The 16,549-nt window shown below is 51.3% G+C and carries 14 protein-coding genes; 6 read left to right on the forward strand and 8 right to left on the reverse strand.

Annotated elements, in window-relative coordinates:
• Positions 1 to 6 precede the first annotated feature (6 nt).
• On the forward strand, positions 7 to 849 hold the full coding sequence (locus E0L21_RS13970) for a helix-turn-helix transcriptional regulator (RefSeq protein WP_131410452.1): 843 nt from the start codon (positions 7 to 9) through the stop codon (positions 847 to 849).
• Between the two features lie 122 nt (positions 850 to 971).
• On the opposite strand, the gene E0L21_RS13975 is transcribed toward E0L21_RS13970, so the two are convergent.
• The gene (locus tag E0L21_RS13975) at positions 972 to 2,267 is read right to left on the reverse strand and encodes an AppA family phytase/histidine-type acid phosphatase (protein WP_407928675.1); all 1,296 of its coding nucleotides are present in this window, start codon (positions 2,265 to 2,267) and stop codon (positions 972 to 974) included.
• A 406-nt stretch (positions 2,268 to 2,673) separates the two neighbouring features.
• On the opposite strand from E0L21_RS13975, the gene ttcA reads away from it, so the two are divergent.
• A complete protein-coding gene (gene ttcA / locus E0L21_RS13985) occupies positions 2,674 to 3,609 on the forward strand; it encodes a tRNA 2-thiocytidine(32) synthetase TtcA (RefSeq protein ID WP_131410458.1) in 936 nt (311 codons plus the stop codon).
• 38 nt (positions 3,610 to 3,647) lie between these two features.
• Here the strand turns inward: ttcA and dbpA are convergent, their stop codons facing one another.
• The 4 genes from dbpA to E0L21_RS14000 form a co-directional block, all read right to left on the reverse strand.
• The gene (gene dbpA, locus E0L21_RS13990; RefSeq protein ID WP_131410460.1) at positions 3,648 to 5,021 is read right to left on the reverse strand and encodes an ATP-dependent RNA helicase DbpA; all 1,374 of its coding nucleotides are present in this window, start codon (positions 5,019 to 5,021) and stop codon (positions 3,648 to 3,650) included.
• Positions 5,022 to 5,051: 30 nt separating this feature from the next.
• Positions 5,052 to 5,225 carry a proline-rich small protein YnaL gene (ynaL, locus tag E0L21_RS25010; protein ID WP_016495910.1) on the reverse strand — a complete coding sequence of 58 codons (174 nt, stop codon included), beginning with the start codon at positions 5,223 to 5,225 and terminating at the stop codon, positions 5,052 to 5,054.
• A 270-nt stretch (positions 5,226 to 5,495) separates the two neighbouring features.
• Entirely contained in the window at positions 5,496 to 6,479 is a 984-nt protein-coding gene (gene zntB / locus E0L21_RS13995; RefSeq protein ID WP_131410462.1) for a zinc transporter ZntB, read from the reverse strand.
• A gap of 146 nt (positions 6,480 to 6,625) precedes the next feature.
• Entirely contained in the window at positions 6,626 to 7,801 is a 1,176-nt protein-coding gene (locus tag E0L21_RS14000; protein WP_131410464.1) for a methyl-accepting chemotaxis protein, read from the reverse strand.
• Positions 7,802 to 8,258: 457 nt separating this feature from the next.
• Here E0L21_RS14000 and E0L21_RS14005 point away from each other — a divergent pair, with 457 nt between their 5' ends.
• Positions 8,259 to 10,394 (forward strand): EAL domain-containing protein, encoded by a 2,136-nt coding sequence (locus tag E0L21_RS14005; RefSeq protein ID WP_170312065.1) that lies wholly within the window; start codon positions 8,259 to 8,261, stop codon positions 10,392 to 10,394.
• A 98-nt stretch (positions 10,395 to 10,492) separates the two neighbouring features.
• Positions 10,493 to 11,713 carry a GGDEF domain-containing protein gene (locus E0L21_RS14010; RefSeq protein ID WP_131410468.1) on the forward strand — a complete coding sequence of 407 codons (1,221 nt, stop codon included), beginning with the start codon at positions 10,493 to 10,495 and terminating at the stop codon, positions 11,711 to 11,713.
• 55 nt (positions 11,714 to 11,768) lie between these two features.
• Here E0L21_RS14010 and E0L21_RS14015 read toward each other — a convergent pair whose 3' ends face one another.
• Together E0L21_RS14015 and E0L21_RS14020 are read right to left on the reverse strand one after the other, a co-directional pair.
• Positions 11,769 to 11,957: a YdiH family protein gene (locus E0L21_RS14015; protein WP_131410470.1), complete on the reverse strand. Its 189-nt coding sequence runs from the start codon at positions 11,955 to 11,957 to the stop codon at positions 11,769 to 11,771.
• Positions 11,958 to 12,374: 417 nt separating this feature from the next.
• Positions 12,375 to 13,991 (reverse strand): peptide ABC transporter substrate-binding protein, encoded by a 1,617-nt coding sequence (locus E0L21_RS14020; RefSeq protein WP_131410472.1) that lies wholly within the window; start codon positions 13,989 to 13,991, stop codon positions 12,375 to 12,377.
• 189 nt (positions 13,992 to 14,180) lie between these two features.
• Here E0L21_RS14020 and mpaA point away from each other — a divergent pair, with 189 nt between their 5' ends.
• Entirely contained in the window at positions 14,181 to 14,894 is a 714-nt protein-coding gene (gene mpaA / locus E0L21_RS14025) for a murein tripeptide amidase MpaA (protein ID WP_131410474.1), read from the forward strand.
• On the opposite strand, the gene ycjG is transcribed toward mpaA, so the two are convergent.
• Complete coding sequence (ycjG, locus tag E0L21_RS14030) at positions 14,885 to 15,850, reverse strand: L-Ala-D/L-Glu epimerase (protein WP_131410476.1); 966 nt, start codon at positions 15,848 to 15,850, stop codon at positions 14,885 to 14,887. The two genes, mpaA and ycjG, sit on opposite strands and share 10 nt — an antisense overlap.
• A 117-nt stretch (positions 15,851 to 15,967) precedes the next feature.
• On the opposite strand from ycjG, the gene tpx reads away from it, so the two are divergent.
• Positions 15,968 to 16,474 (forward strand): thiol peroxidase, encoded by a 507-nt coding sequence (tpx, locus tag E0L21_RS14035; RefSeq protein WP_131410478.1) that lies wholly within the window; start codon positions 15,968 to 15,970, stop codon positions 16,472 to 16,474.
• Positions 16,475 to 16,549 lie beyond the last annotated feature (75 nt).

The following is a 16,549-nucleotide window of genomic DNA, read 5'->3' on the forward strand; positions in this document are numbered from 1 at the left end:
GTCGAGATGATAAACCCCGCTTTACACATTGATGCGCGCGCAACAGAAACCCTGCTCAACGCGCTGTTGGATCTGGTTTGTTCCGAACAGACTTTTCCCTGCTGTTGCCTGCGCGCCATGCAAAGCTGGCAGGTTAACAAGTTTCAGGTCGAAGGCGCGACGTTCTCATTTCCCCTGCGAGGCACGTTTCGTTACCGCGAGCAGAATCAGTGGCTCTGCGTATCGCCCGGCGAAATGCTGGTATTTCCCAACGCCCGTAGCATCGATATTGAGTGTACGCCCGATCCCAGCAGTGGTGAGTTTCTCGCACTGACGGTGTTACTGGCAGAGGAGCAACTGGAGGCCGCTCGGCTGATACTGCGCGTCTTACCTCCGGCAACCCCGGGGAATATCGCCGCTGAACCGCTGGCAAAATTTATCGCCCCGATGACCCGCTGGGTCGCCGCACTGCGGGCTGGAAACCGAACACTCTCAATACATACGATGCTCGAAATTGTGCTCAGCTTGTTTGAGATGGGACATCACGGATTGCTGCGTCTTCAGCCGCCGGACATAGCGATGACGATACGCAAAATGGTAAGCAGTGACCCGGCACATCACTGGTGTACCGATGAGATTGAAGAGCGGCTCAATATTAGCGGCGCCACGCTTCGTCGCCGTCTTGCGGCGGAAAATACCACGCTAAGCGCGGTGATTACCGATGCGAGGATTGCCGATGCACTTCAGTTACTGATGACAACCCGGATACCGATAAAATCCGTTGCCGCGCGTGTTGGCTATGCATCGGTCGCCAGTTTCAGCCGTCAGTTCAGCAAACGCTATGGCGCTGAGCCTTCGGTTTTTCGCTAAAGACAACAAACCCAATGGCATATTTCGCCCTAATCGCCTGTGCCTCGATCCTTTTTCAATGTTCGGGGCACAGGATTTCGGAGCGACTGGCGAGATTCACTTTCCTGCCGAAACGCCGTGTTTCATAAGCCGCAATCAGCAACGCGTACCGCTTCAATCAGCTTTGCGAAACTGTTTAAGGAACACATTCCTTGTGCATTCGTCTCACTGCACGCCTTGAGCACAAGATCCACTCGACCCGGCGGGTTATCCAGCGAGAAAGACCGCATCTCTCTCATCTCCTGCAGGGTCTGATAAACGAACGAAACCTTAACCCAGTCCGTATTGTCGCTTACCCGCTTCCAGCGTTCGAAAACCAACTCTCCCCCCGGCGGGGTATTATCGGGTTGTGATGGCAGCGACCAGTTAAGATCTAGCGCGCCGCTGAGATTGGCAAGATTGGTATCATGTCCGGCAATAAACAGTAAAGAAACAGGAAGTGTGATGCCGTAGTGATTCTGATCAGACCCGTTGGTGATCAATGCCGTGCGTATTAAATCAAGTAAGGGTGTCGCCCTGCTCCGCGCCACTTCAGGTGTTCTTTGTAAAAGATCAAACTGGGCATTATGCAGGCTTAATAACGATTGCCATTCTTTGTCGCCTGCGATCCTTCCCCATGCCACGTCCGTCATCCCTTGCGCTTGCTGGAGGAGGAAGATTTCTGTGAGCGTGGAAGACAGCCCCCACGCGCCAGGCAAGGAGACGTTATCAGGCTTGATGTTAAGTTTGGTGGGAATATCGTTGGTGAGTGAACACACATGGTTTTCCCCGGCCGATTTGCATTTCGCTGAGTCAGGAAAATTTAAAACGCGCTCCAGAGCCTGAAAAGCAGGCTGATATCTCTGCGTGTATTGCTCAATATTTCCTCCCGCCTTCGTTAAAATCGCCTCTTTCACCGCAGAAGTGTTAAACGTACATTTACCCGTTTTTATCGGGTTAAAAAGTGGGTCCGACGTCGATTTTTCGTGCTGATAATGCACAGGAAGATGACATTCAGGTGCCAGCCCCGCGAGGAATGCCTCACCTGTTTTGCGGGTTCTTTGATTGGTATCGGCAATCACCGCCACTCGCCCCGTATCCGGGCACGTTTTATTTTCCAGCAACCCCGTCTCTATCAGTCGCAGACGTTGGTAATGCCCCAATGCCGCAATAAACTGTCCTCCGCGCGGCGTGAGCCATCCCAGCGGCACATCCCACTGGGGCCACTGAAAAGGTGTCACTTCACGCATTTGTGGCGTGAACTTGGTTGGCGCGCGGACTCCGTGACGGCTAACAATCACGACGCGCTCCAGTTTCATTCCGGTGTCTTCTTTTGCATGCAATTGAAAAGAAAAAAAGAAAAGAATTAACAGTCCTAAGCGAACAATCATTGCTCTTATCACTTTTACCTCCCTTTGATGATCAGATAACAGCTTGTTTCTTCACAAACTAATTACACATCCTGGCGAAAATGATCTTACTCCTGTATTGATGAATATGTTTTATACCGCACCTGAAAAAAGGTGAACGAAGACCATTTCATTTATTGCCGCGATTGGTGTCAGCCGTAAAACGTGCTGGCATTCGCCGCCGGAATCCGTACCATACGCGACAGACTTTTGCCTGCCGGCATTCGCCCGTTTTCATCGCCAGCCAATGTGCATGAAAGGGGCAAAAGGGTTTACGAAATTTACGGTGCATGGCTTGAGGAAATGAACCAGGATCAGAGAGGCATGCTAATCAACAGTTGCCGTTTTATGATGTGGTTTGCCCCGGCGGTGCCCTGATGCTTCCAGAGACAAAATAATGATTGAAAAGCAAGAGATCACAAAGAAAGAACAGTACAACCTCAACAAACTGCAAAAGCGTCTGCGTCGTAACGTGGGCGAAGCCATTGCTGACTTCAACATGATTGAAGAAGGCGATCGCATTATGGTTTGCCTTTCCGGCGGCAAAGACAGTTACACCATGCTGGAAATTTTGCGCAACCTGCAACAGAGCGCGCCGGTCAACTTTTCGCTGGTGGCGGTTAACCTCGACCAGAAGCAGCCGGGTTTCCCGGAACATATTCTGCCGCAGTATCTGGATACGCTGGGTGTGGAATACAAAATTGTAGAAGAAAACACGTACGGTATCGTTAAAGAGAAGATCCCGGAAGGCAAAACCACTTGTTCGCTCTGCTCACGCTTACGTCGCGGAATCCTTTACCGCACGGCCACTGAACTGGGTGCGACAAAAATCGCCCTTGGTCACCACCGCGACGACATCCTGCAAACGCTGTTTTTGAACATGTTCTACGGCGGGAAAATGAAAGGAATGCCGCCAAAACTGATGAGCGACGACGGGAAGCACATCGTGATTCGTCCGCTGGCTTACTGTCGCGAAAAAGATATTGAGCGTTTTTCAGAAGCCAAAGGGTTCCCTATCATTCCGTGCAATCTGTGCGGCTCCCAGCCGAACCTGCAACGCCAGGTTATTGCCGATATGCTGCGTGACTGGGACAAACGCTATCCTGGGCGCATCGAAACCATGTTCACCGCGATGCAAAACGTCGTGCCTTCGCACCTGAGCGATATTAATTTATTCGACTTTAAAGGCATCACCCACGGTTCTGAAGTTGTGAACGGCGGTGATCTGGCTTTTGATCGGGAAGAGATCCCGCTACAACCTGCGAGCTGGCAGCCGGAAGACGATGATTCGCAACTGGATGAGCTGCGCCTCAACGTAATTGAAGTGAAATAAGGTTGTGCCTCTCTGGTGTGCCAGAGAGGCTTTTTGCCTTATTTCAGCAACCGTACGCGGCAGGTCTTGCCCTTGATTTTCCCGTTCTGCAATTGCTTCAACGCCTGACGCGCCACGCTTTGACGCACAGCCACGTAAACGTGCGCCGGGTGGAGAGTAATTTTGCCGATATCCGCGCCATCCAGCCCCATTTCGCCCGTTAACGCCCCGAGCACATCCCCGGCACGCATTTTGGCCTTCTTGCCGCCATCAATGCACAACGTTGCCATTTCAGCTTCCAGCGGAACGACCTTGACGTTAGCGGGTGGATTCAGCCAGTTCAGCTTCAGTTGCAGCATTTCGGCCAAAATATTAGCGCGCTGCGCCTCTTCCGGCGCACAGAAACTGATGGCCAGACCGCTGTTACCCGCTCGCGCGGTGCGACCGATACGGTGTACGTGAACTTCCGGATCCCACGCCAGCTCGTAGTTCACCACCAGCTCCAGTGATTTGATATCCAGCCCACGCGCAGCAACATCTGTGGCAACCAGCACACGGGCGCTACCGTTGGCGAAACGCACCAGCGTCTGATCGCGATCGCGCTGCTCAAGATCGCCATGCAGCGCCAGTGCATCCTGCCCGGCAGCGTTCAGTGCATCGCACACTTCCTGGCAATCCTTTTTGGTGTTGCAGAATACAACACAGGATGCCGGGCGATGTTCGCTCAGCAGCTTTTGCAGCAAACTGGCTTTACCGCTGCGGGAAACTTCGAAAAATTGCTGTTCTACTGCGGGCAGCGCATCAACGGTATCGATTTCAATGGTTTCTGGATTGCGCTGCACACGACCGCTAATGGCGGCAATGGCTTCCGGCCAGGTCGCAGAAAACAGCAACGTCTGGCGTGAAGCCGGGGCAAACGCGATGACATCATCTATCGCATCGCTGAAGCCCATATCCAGCATACGATCCGCTTCATCCATCACCAGCGTTTGCAAGTTATCGAGAGAAACGGTGCTTTTTTGCAGGTGATCCAGCAGACGGCCTGGCGTGGCAACAATAATATGCGGCGCGTGCTGTAACGAGTCTCGCTGCGCACCGAAAGGCTGCCCACCGCACAGAGTCAATATTTTGATGTTCGGCATATAACGAGCCAGGCGACGCAGCTCGTTAGCGACCTGATCTGCCAGCTCGCGGGTTGGGCATAAAATGAGTGACTGCGTTTGAAAACGGCTGGCATCAATGTGCTGCAACAGCCCTAAGCCAAATGCCGCTGTTTTACCGCTACCGGTTTTCGCCTGTACCCGGACATCCTTACCAGCAAGAATAGCGGGCAGCGCCGCCGCCTGGACGGGCGTCATGGTGAGATAGCCCAGTTCGTTGAGGTTTTCGATCTGGGCTGCGGGCAAAGTATTCAGGGTTGAAAAAGCGGTCACAATGTTTTCTCGCGATAAAAAGGCTTACGTTTAGCAGGCGCGTATCCTCTCAGATCTGCCTTTATAACGCGACATTTTAATCGGTTCTTCATCCGGTGGCGGGTCCGGCATCGGTTGTGGACGTGGAATCGGATCGGGAATAGGAACCGGATCCGTTGGCACCGGATCGCTCAACTGTGGGGAAGAAAAATAGAGTGCGTTCATCATTGCCTCCTTTTGTGGGCTTCTCGTTAAGGGTAGACGGCGAGAGTCAGGAGGCAAAAAAAAGCCGACTATTAAGTCGGCGTCGTACGAATCAATTGTGCTATGCAGTAATTCAAAAAAGGAAGTAAGACAATATGGAGCGCAACGCCCATCGCTTGACGTTGCATTCACCTGCGAGATGAATATTGCCCTGAATAGGTAGACCGTTTATTGACCTCGCTCAATTTATATGGCGTTTTTATGTTCAATTTTTGTTAAAAAAGTGAAATTTTACAGCCAGTTACTACGATGCAACCACCAGGTAACACCGCCGATCAGCACCACCAACATGATGCAAAACAGCGCAAAGCCAAAATGCCAACCGCCGCCGGGAATACCGCCAAGATTGACGCCAAACAGCCCGGTTAAAAAAGTACTCGGCAGAAAGACCATTGCCATCAGAGACATGGTGTAAGTTCGCCGCGCCAGCGACTCCTGCATCACTTGGGTGATTTCATCGGTCATCACACCGGTACGAGCGATACAGGCATCAATCTCATCGAGACCGCGACCAAGGCGATCGGCAATATCCTGCATGCGCCGACGCTGATCATCACTCATCCACGGTAAACGTTCGCTGGCCAGACGGGCAAACACATCCCGCTGCGGGGCCATATAGCGGCGCATCACAATTAATTGTTTACGCAGCAGCGCCAGGATACCGCGCGGCGGAATTTGTTGATCGAGCAGATTATCTTCAAGGTCAATAATCCGGTCATGCAGCGACTCAATAAACTCGCTGGCGTGATCGGTCAGCGCATCGCACACATCCACCAGCCAGCCACCACAATCCGCTGGACCGGCGCCCTCTTCCAGATCGCTGACCACATCGTCCAGTGCCAGTACTTTGCGCTGGCGTGTCGACACAATCATGCGCTCGTCCATATAGACGCGCACCGCCACCAGTTGATCCGGCCGCTCGTCCGTGCTGCCATTAATGCAGCGCAACGTAATTAATGTCCCCTCGCCCATGCGGCTTACCCTGGGGCGCATGCTCTCCCCAGACAGCGCCGTGCGCACACTATTCGGCAACACCGGCGTGGTTTCCAGCCACTGGGCGCTCTCCGGGTTGGTATAATTCAGGTGCACCCAGCACGGGGTGCTCGCGCTAATAACATCATTATCTTCCAGCGGTTTAACGCCGCCTTTTCCATCCAACAACCAGGCAAATACCGCATCCGGAACGTGCATATCCGTTCCTTTAATTGCTTCCACAGGACCTCCACAATCCGCATGGTGTTTTGGCAAGTCTAGCCATATGGCAACGTTAAGCAATCATCGCGCTGAATTTATTAACAAATTAACGAACAATGCAAAAAAATAAGGCCCGGATTCCCGGGCCTTTATGTGAATGGTCAGAATTAGAATGAGTGCCAGTAATTTTCCTGCTTGCCCAGCAGTGCAGCGTTGATACGAGGAGGAGATACGTTTGCTGGCAACATCTCACCCTGCACTTTCACCGCCGCCAGTCGGAATTTGCCAATACGTTGCAGCAGGCCTTCGACCTGGTGTTGTAAAACATCTGACGAGCCCGCCAGTTCATCCACCACGGTGACGTTACTTTGCGTCACTTTTTCCAGCTCCGCCAGCGCGATAGTGATCTGTGAAATCCCCTTTTCCTGCTGCAGCGTGGTGACGGCGATTTCATCCATTAACTTACTCACGACACTCGCACCAGAAACAATATCGTGCATGTTCTGCTCGGCTTCGCTGACGACTGTGGCACCCTGATTAACATTATCGGTGGTAACAGCAATCAGCGATTTAATGCTTTTCGCCGCCTCCGCACTGCGATGTGCGAGACTGCGCACTTCACTCGCCACGACGGAAAAACCTTTGCCATGATCCCCGGCCCGCGCCGCTTCTACTGCTGCATTAAGCGCCAGAATATTTGTCTGGAAAGCAATGCCATCAATGATAGAGATAATGTCGGTCATCTGATCGGCACAATCGGTAATCGATTGCATATTTTTCGCGACCTTTCCCATTAAATTCCCCCCTTTTTGCGCGCAGGCTGTGGCATCTTTTGCACGGGTACTTGCGAGGCGGGTATTGTCGGCATTGTTTTTCGTACTGGAAGCCATCTGCTCCATACTGGATGCGGTTTGCACCAGCGCAGCGGATTGCTCTTCAGTTTTAACGGATAGATCGGCACTGCGCGAGGCCAGTTGCGCCGAAAGCTCCAACGCGGTATCAGAAGACGCGCGAATTTCTTTTACCAGGCCAGCGATGCTGGCAGACAAGCTGTTAATACCTGGAATTAACCGACCCGCGCAATTATTACCAAACTCAGGAATAACGATAGAAAGGTTTCCCGATGTGACTTCTTCTATGCTTTTTTTAACCGTGTTTATTGGCATCACTAAATATTTCGTCATATAAAGCCAGATAAGCGTCAATGATGTGAGAGAAACAACACTTGTCGTGGCAAATAAAACAGTATTTTTTGAGACAATGATCACCAATATATCCAGAATAATAAAAGAAACCAGAAGATATAAAACAATAAATGTTCTTACACTAATATGTCTTAGCATGGTGAAACCCATCTGAACATAGGGGACGGTAAGATCTTTATAGCATTCGGAATACACTTTTACACGGCGGAATTAGCGCCAAATAATGTTTGCTTTTAAATAATTTCAATTTTACTTAAGTCGGAACAAATGAGAATACTGAATGCCATTATGCAGTTTCCATTATAAAATCATACTAAGAATAGGGAATAAACCGTTAACATATATCATATAAGCAATGATGCGTTACAGGCCGATGAAAAATAATACTTTCGGCTTAAGATAAATTTATTATATGTTAAAACATTCGCTTTATTTAAGTTATTGCCGCGCTAGCCGATGAATAAATGAAGAGTTCTTATTAGTTTATTCGCCCTAGCAATAATAAAATCAGCGCAGCCATTAAATTCATTAGGTTAGCTGCTAAAATTAGTGCCAGGATTACTTATCATCTTTTTTTGCCTGTGTGGATTGCATGATGCTCTATGTTTCGTGGGACCCCATTTTGATCGGCATCTCTTTTCTGGTCGCTTTCATTGCTTCATTTGTTGCACTGGATAGCGCAGGCAAAGTGGCAACGTCTGAACCGCGCAGCGCAATATTCTGGCGTTTTTCGGGTGGCGCTACTCTGGGCATCGGTATTTGGTCGATGCATTATGTCGGCATGCTGGCGATGAAAATGCCGGTGATGATGCATTACGACTTAGAACTGACACTCCTCTCATTTATTATCGCGATGTTGACATCCATCCTTGCTATCAATATTGCCGTGGCGGGCAAAACCCTCCCAACAAAACGTTTACTGTTCGCTTCCGTGCTGCTCGGTACCGGCGTCGTATCAATGCATTATCTGGGTATGGCGTCGATGATGGGTTTTATCACTATTTACTGGAACGTTGCGCTGATTGCTCTTTCGGTCGCAATTGCGTTTATCAGTGCCTGGGTTGCTCTTTGGCTGGCCTTTAGTCTGCGGCAAAATACCCACGGCGTCTTCATTAACCGCGTCTTTGCGGCACTGGTGATGGGCGGTTCTATCAGTGCCATGCATTACACCGCAATGAGTGCCGCCACATTCAGCAGCGATGGCTCAGGCGTTGTGATACGCAGCCATGCAACGACGCTAATGAGCCACGGTGTCGGAGAGTTGGGGCTTTCATTGTGGGTTGCCACGACAACGCTGGTGATTTTCGGCATCATGCTCTTTATTTCGATGATTGATTCCCAACTGCGGACATCACGTTTGACTGACAGCCTGCGCCAGCTTAATCAGCAACTTGAGAAACAGGCCTATTACGACCCGCTAACCGGATTGGCAAACCGATCCCAACTCGATAACCTCCTCGATCTCTGCCTTAGCAAGGCCTCGGAAACGCGAAGCACCTTTGCGCTGATTTATATGGATTTAGATCGTTTTAAACTGGTCAACGATGCCTGGGGACATCACATTGGCGACCAGTTGCTGGTGGCGGTTGCCGGGCGATTATCTGCTTGTATAAGCGAGAAAATGTCGCTGGCGCGACTGGGCGGCGATGAATTTACCCTGCTGGTGCCGGATACCGACGAAGGCGAGGTTGAGGCGCTGGTAAAACATATGGTGGTCACCCTTCAACAGCCTTTCTGCGAGTTGAGTCATGTCATTAATGTTTCACTCAGTGCCGGGATCAGTTACTACCCTCAGCATGGCGATACCGCGCACGAACTGAAACTGAAGGCCGACACAGCAATGTACAGCGTAAAACAGGAAGGCCGTAACAGTTGGGCTGTGTTTCATGCTGGCATGGCACAGAAAACTGTCGACGATCCGCTGTTTTTACAAGATTTATCGCAGGCTTTGCCACGCGGCCAGTTTGAACTCTGGTACCAGCCGCAGTACCACGCACCAGAACACAAGTTGGCGGGTTTCGAAGCGTTACTGCGCTGGCGTCACCCGACACAGGGCGTTTTGCTGCCTGCAACCTTTTTACCCATGCTGGAGAAAACCGGGTTAATCATATCGGTTGGACGCTGGGTTATTGATGCGGCATGCAAGCAACTGCATCACTGGAACAACCAGGGTTTTCAATACCTGACGCTTTCTATCAACCTTTCACCCAGCCAGTTTGAGCAGCACGATATTTACGACCAAATCACGGACTCACTGCAACGCTACCATATCGATCCAATGCAGTTGACACTTGAAATCACGGAAAACACTGCGCTGAAAAACCTTGAGCGTAGCGTGCAATTGCTTAACCAGTTTGCGCAACTGGGTATCACGGTCGCCATTGATGATTTTGGCACGGGTTACTCTAATATGCTGATGCTGAAACGGTTACCGGCAACAGAGCTTAAAATCGACAGAAGTTTTGTGAAGGATATTCGCGACAATAGCCGCAACGTTAAGATTGTCTCCACGATCATTGATATTGCACACTCGATGAATATGCATGTCGTGGCGGAAGGTATCGAAACGGCCGAGCAGCAGGCGTTGCTGACCAATATGGGCTGTGCTTACCTGCAAGGGTTTCTTTTTGCCCGCCCTTTACCCGTCGATAAAGTTGCTGTGCTGCTACAGCAAAAAAGATTCACTTTATCGTTGGAATGTTCAGATTCGTCACAAAAAAAGCCCGCATAACCCCCTAATTTTCATGTATGTTGCAAGAAAGTCATTAAATTGCCGCTGATGTGTCACCAGTGACTGCGTTGCAACATACGTGATTAAGGGGGAGTGTAATGCTTAAACATCACCTGGATGCGTTGAATGTTCTCTCCACCCCGGTTTGGGTGGTGGCTCCTGACTCGGAAGCATTATTGTTCGCGAATGCGCAAGCGCAAAAAATCGCCGCAGGACGCTCACTCAATGAGATGCGTAACGGAAAATATTCTGCTTATGCGCAACTCACCCTGGCCATGTACCTTCCCAGCCTGCAAAACCACGAAGACGTGGTCGAAATCTGGAGTGTTTGTCCGGATGGTGAAGAGACCACCATCAGTTGTCGCGTTGTGTTACGCACGTTAGAAAAAGCCGGTGAAGTGCTGTTGTTTGAAGGTGTGTCTGGTGCCGCTGCTGCGGCGCTAAAAGCGCATCACTCGCCAACTTATCGCCCGCATAAACAGGGTTTTTATGCCCGTTTCTTTTACACAACATCCGCACCAATGCTACTCATCGATCCCATTCGTGATGGGTTGATTGTCGATGCCAATCTCGCTGCGTTGCGTTTTTACGGTTATGACCATGAAGAGATGTGCCAGAAACACACCTGGGAGATCAATACGCTTGGGCGCAGCGTATTACCTGTAATGCAAGAGATTTCACACCTGCCAGGCGGGCATAAGCCGTTGAATTTTATTCATCAACTTGCTGACGGTACTACCCGCCATGTACAAACTTACGCCGGGCCGATTGAGATCTATGGCAAGCGTTTAATGCTGTGCATTATTCACGATATCACCGAACAAAAACGGCTCGAGCAGGAACTGGAGTACGCCGCGCATCGGGACGCGCTCACCGGCCTGCTGAACCGCCGCCAGTTTTATCATCTGACGGAACACATTCTGCCGACTGCGCTTGATTTCAGCTTACTGTTGGTCGACGCCGATCATTTCAAACTTATCAATGATCAGTTTGGTCATCAAAAAGGTGACCAAGTGCTGGTTGAACTGGCGCGAATGCTGGAGACAAACTGTCGCGCAGGCGATTATGTTTTCCGCTGGGGCGGCGAAGAGTTCCTGTTATTGTTGCCGCACACCACCGCAGATATGGCACTAAACGTAGCGGAACGTGTGCGTCAGGCCGTTGCCAGTATCAACATAGCGGATCTTCCTGGCTTTACGGTGAGTATCGGTGTGGCGCACCATCTGCCTGATGAGAGCCTGGATGCACTCTTTAAACGCGTGGATGAGGCTTTATACCTCGCGAAAAACAATGGGCGAAACCGGGTGTTTGCCGCATGATAACAAGCAAAAAAAAGCGCCCGTCTGGCGGGCGCATTACCGCGATGTTGCTGAGTTAGTGGATACCCAAGCGCCAGGCAAAATCAATCTCTTCTTTCAGCTCGCTATGCGATAGCGTCAGCAAATCCGCAAACTCCAGGCGCAATTGTTTGAGTTTTTTTAAGTATTCCGCCGGTGTCAGCGAGCCTTTGTCGCGACGCAGAAATTCAATTGCCAGTGTGGTTGGGTCTAATTCAGTCTCCATAGCATCCTCTTTCGTGGTGAAAACCTGACCATTATATCACATTGCACTGTTTGTTTTTTGACCGAAATCGTAAAAAGGCGGCATTTAACGGGGGTAGCAAGTCGTAAATATTCCCATTAAATAATGGGGTTGATAGGCAAATAGCTAAGATTAACTTCCTCAATATCGAATAACTGAGTGAATCACGCAATTATTCCGTACGATACTGCTCACATTGTTTCCAGTATTTTCACCCGCTCATTACAACGGGCTTTTCTATTGAAAAGTAAGGGGAAAGCATAAGAATAAGTCTCCTTATTTCCTCCATTGTCCCTTCACATTCCCTAAGTAAAATTTTCACCACTCCTGCTTAGACAGGAACCATTTCGTAACCAATGAGTTTCCCCTTACTTCCCGTGACGTAAGGGGATTTTTTTATCAGTGCTTCAGAATATAAAGTGTGCGGCTATAAGCAACATCTTCAGGGTTATTGATCGGATAACCTTTCAGCCACGGTTTAATCAAACGCCCGTTGGTGTACTGATAAATCGGTGCAATAGGCGCTTTTTCCGCCAGAATGTGCTCCGCCTCGTTATAGTCAGTGTTTCGCGCTTTGGCGCTGGTTTCCTGCGCCGCCTGTGCAAGCACTTTGTCGTATGCTGCATCGTTGAAACGAGGAATGTTGCCACTGTTCGTTGAATTCAGTACTGACAGGAAAGTTGATGGCTCATTGTAATCCCCTACCCACGAGGCACGGATAACATCAAAGTTGCCGCTGTTACGGCTGTCGATATAGGCTTTCCACTCCTGATTCTGCAATTTTACGTCCGCCCCCAGGTTCTTTTTCCACATTGAGGCCACAGCAATGGCAATTTTCTGGTGATTTTCTGAAGAGTTATACAGCAATGTCAGTTTCAGCGGACGTTGCGGGCCGTAACCTGCCGCCTGCAACAGCGTTTTTGCCTGCGCGTTCAGCTCGTCCTGGCTCATATGTTCGATTTGCGAGGGCTGCGGCGTAAATCCGGCGGTGACATCCGGCGTGAAGCGCCAGGCGGGTTTTTCACCGGTTCCCAGCACTTTCTGCGCAATCACCCGCCGATCAATCGTCATGCTCAACGCAAGCCGCACACGCGCATCGGCAGTGGGCCCTTTCTGGGTGTTAAACGCGTAATAATAGGTGCCAAGCTGCGGCGGCGTATAAACCTGTCCGGGGATATCTTTGAGCAACTTCTGATAGAGGTTTTTCGGGAATGATTCAGTAATGTCGATACCGTTCGCCAGGTAACGTTTGGTGGCCGCAGACTCCTGGTTGATTGGCACAAACGTGACTTGCTGAATAACCGTTTTACCGTCATCCCAATAGTGCTTGTTGCGTTCGAGCACCAGCTTTTCATTCACCACGCGATCGGCAAGGACATAAGCGCCATTCCCCACCAGGTTGCCAGGACGCGTCCACTCAGCACCACTTTGCACATTGGCTTTTTGCACCGGATAAAAGGCAAAACTTGCGGCTAAACTCGGGAACCACGGCAATGGTCGCTCCAGTTGCACCCGCAACGTGTGCGCATCAACGGCGCTAACACCAAGTTTATCCACCGCCGCTTTACCCTCAGTAATGCTTTTCGCATTTGCGATGCCCGCCAGCGCTGCAAAACTGGCAAAGGGAGAAGTGGTTTTCGGATCAACCAGCCGCTGCCAGCTGTAGACAAAATCCTCTGCCGTTACCGGTGAACCATCGGACCAGCGTGCATCATCACGCAATGTAAATACCCAGGTACGGTTATCGCTACTTTGCCATTTACTGGCAACACCCGGAATTATTTCGCCTTTCTCGTTCTGATTCACCAGCCCTTCAAAGAGATCGCGGATAACCTGAATTTCGGGCAAACCAACGGCTTTCGCCGGATCTAAGGTTGCGGGTTCATCTTTGATATGGCGAACGACTTCCTGTTTCTCGGCCAGTTGGGTACCCGGCGGCACATCGGCTGCCAGTGCACTTGCAGAAAAACCGCACAGCCAGAGCGCGCAGCTCAGCGTTGAAATTCGATGCTTCATGGGATCCCCTCATTGGTATGCCTTCCCGGCAAAAGATGAGGTAATTATTTGTTTTAACTTGGGAGAATGCAAATAAAGGACAGCGGAAAATTGAGGCTGGACGCCAAATTACCCCTCATGGCATGATTTGCGTCGCATCGCTTTATGCTCAACACTTGCTGTAAGTAAAACGACAATAAAAGGACGCCTATGCCAGCCACACGCCCGCGTGCTCAACGAGGCGCATTTGCCCCCGGCAGTGAAGAGTTCGGTCGCTCGCTTTTAGGCGCGCCGCTGATCTGGTTTCCCGCGCCAATTGCCACGCGTGAAAGCGGGCTCATCATCGCCGGAACGCACGGTGACGAAAACTCCTCCGTGGTGACGCTTTCCTGCGCTTTGCGCACACTCCACCCGGATTTACGTCACCATCACGTGGTGCTGGCGGTCAACCCGGATGGCTGCCAGCTTGGTCTGCGTGCAAACGCCAACAGTGTTGATCTCAACCGTAATTTTCCAGCGGCCAACTGGAAGCCCGGTGAAACGGTGTATCGCTGGAACAGCGCGGCTGAAGAACGTGATGTCGTGCTGCTGACAGGCGACGCGCCTGGTTCCGAACCGGAAACACAGGCGCTTTGCCAGCTTATCCATCACCTTCATCCAGCTTGGGTCGTGACATTCCACGATCCATTGGCCTGCGTTGAAGATCCCCGCAAAAGCACGCTGGGGAAATGGCTCGCGGATGAATTTTCCCTGCCGCTGGTGACCAGCGTCGGTTACGAAACGCCGGGATCGTTCGGCAGCTGGTGTGCAGATATCAATTTGCACTGTATCACCGTCGAATTCCCGCCAATCTCCTCTGATGAGGCCAGCGAGAAATACCTCGCGGCAATGACGGCACTGCTGCACTGGGATCCTCAAAGGTGAAGCTTACCGGTGCTGAAATGCAGCGCCGGTTCAACGTCCACCGCCAACCAGGTTGGGCCATCAAGATCGGCAAAACGCACCTGGCTGGCAAGCGGCAGCGCTGCCGCGATAGCGCGCGACGTACAGATCATACAACCAAGCATCAGCGTGAATCCTTGTTGAGACGCCTCATGTGCCAGCGCCAGCGCTTCGGTTAATCCGCCGGTTTTATCCAGCTTGATATTCACCATTTCATAGCGCCCATGCAGGTGAGCCAAGCTTTCGCGAGTGTGGCAACTTTCATCCGCGCAAATCGGCAACGGATGGATAAAATTTGCCAGCGCATCGTCATCATCGGCCGGCAGCGGCTGTTCCAGCATGGCAACACCGAGATCCGCCAGCAACTGGCATCGCGCGGCAAGCCCTTCACTGTGCCAGGCTTCATTCGCATCCACAATTAATGTCGCTTCTGGCGCAGCGGCGCGAATTGCCACCAGCCTTTCGCTGATCAAATGATCATCCAGTTTAATTTTCAGAAGCTGCGCGCCCTTTTCACTGAGCGCGGCGGCGCTGGCCGCCATCTGTTCCGGTGTGCCAATCACCACCGTTTGTGCGGTGACAATGGTTTCCGGCAAACTGACACCTGTGGACTGAGCCAGCGTGATAGCGGCTTTGCGCGCCTGCAGATCCCACAAGGCGCAGTCAACAGCGTTACGCGCAGCGCCCGGCGGCAGGAGTGTTTGCAGCTCTTCGCGCGTGAGACGGTTTTCCAGTTGCGGCACAATCGTCATAATTTGTGCCACAACAGAGGCCTCACTTTCACCATAACGCGGGTACGGCGTACATTCACCGGCGGCTTTTACGCCATCCTCTTCCAGCTCGACCACCACCACGCGCGCTTCGTTGCGCGCACCGCGCGAAATCACAAATGGCGTATGCAGCGGCCAGGTTTCCTCATACACTTTGACGGTTCTCATTCCTCACTCCTCTGCCGCAGGTCTAAACCAGTATAGATATGAAAATTGGTTTGCCGTGCTCTCTGCGGATGGCATAAACTAGCGCCGACGTTAACTATATGTAAACAGGAAGATATTATGTCACAACTCGTTCATTTTCAGGGCAATCCGGTTCCCGTTGCAGGTGCTATCCCGCAGGCTGGCGCAAAAGCCAAGCCGTTTACGCTCGTGGCTAAAGATCTGTCTGACGTCGCACTGAGCCAGTTCGCTGGCAAACGTAAAGTGCTGAACATTTTTCCAAGCATCGATACCGGCGTTTGCGCGGCTTCTGTGCGTAAATTCAACCAGTTAGCAACTGAGATGAACAACACCGTGGTGCTGTGCATTTCTGCTGACCTGCCGTTTGCCCAGTCCCGTTTTTGCGGTGCTGAAGGTCTGAGCAATGTCATTACGCTTTCGACGCTGCGCAGCGCTGATTTCCTCGAAAATTACGGCGTGGGCATCTCTGATGGCGCGCTGAAAGGCCTTGCGGCTCGTGCTGTGGTGGTGATTGACGAAAACGACAATGTTGTTTTCAGCCAGTTGGTCAATGAAATCACCAACGAGCCGGATTACACCGCCGCGCTGGACGTGCTGAAAGGTTAATTAACCTGACGCCAATAAGTATCCTCCGGCATAGCCGGAGGTTTTTCAGATGCGCCTGTAAGGCTCTGTTACCAG

The sequence above is a fragment of the Kosakonia quasisacchari genome, from assembly GCF_004331415.1.
Taxonomy (GTDB): domain Bacteria; phylum Pseudomonadota; class Gammaproteobacteria; order Enterobacterales; family Enterobacteriaceae; genus Kosakonia; species Kosakonia quasisacchari.

Coding starts and splice junctions, on each gene's coding strand:
- ynaL (WP_016495910.1), bottom strand. CDS start 5,225: ATGAACGCACTCTATTTTTCTTCCCCACAGTTGAGCGATCCGGTGCCA.
- E0L21_RS14005 (WP_170312065.1), top strand. CDS start 8,259: ATGCTCTATGTTTCGTGGGACCCCATTTTGATCGGCATCTCTTTTCTG.
- E0L21_RS14000 (WP_131410464.1), bottom strand. CDS start 7,801: ATGCTAAGACATATTAGTGTAAGAACATTTATTGTTTTATATCTTCTG.
- tpx (WP_131410478.1), top strand. CDS start 15,968: ATGTCACAACTCGTTCATTTTCAGGGCAATCCGGTTCCCGTTGCAGGT.
- mpaA (WP_131410474.1), top strand. CDS start 14,181: ATGCCAGCCACACGCCCGCGTGCTCAACGAGGCGCATTTGCCCCCGGC.
- ttcA (WP_131410458.1), top strand. CDS start 2,674: ATGATTGAAAAGCAAGAGATCACAAAGAAAGAACAGTACAACCTCAAC.
- ycjG (WP_131410476.1), bottom strand. CDS start 15,850: ATGAGAACCGTCAAAGTGTATGAGGAAACCTGGCCGCTGCATACGCCA.
- E0L21_RS14015 (WP_131410470.1), bottom strand. CDS start 11,957: ATGGAGACTGAATTAGACCCAACCACACTGGCAATTGAATTTCTGCGT.
- E0L21_RS14010 (WP_131410468.1), top strand. CDS start 10,493: ATGCTTAAACATCACCTGGATGCGTTGAATGTTCTCTCCACCCCGGTT.
- E0L21_RS13970 (WP_131410452.1), top strand. CDS start 7: ATGATAAACCCCGCTTTACACATTGATGCGCGCGCAACAGAAACCCTG.
- E0L21_RS14020 (WP_131410472.1), bottom strand. CDS start 13,991: ATGAAGCATCGAATTTCAACGCTGAGCTGCGCGCTCTGGCTGTGCGGT.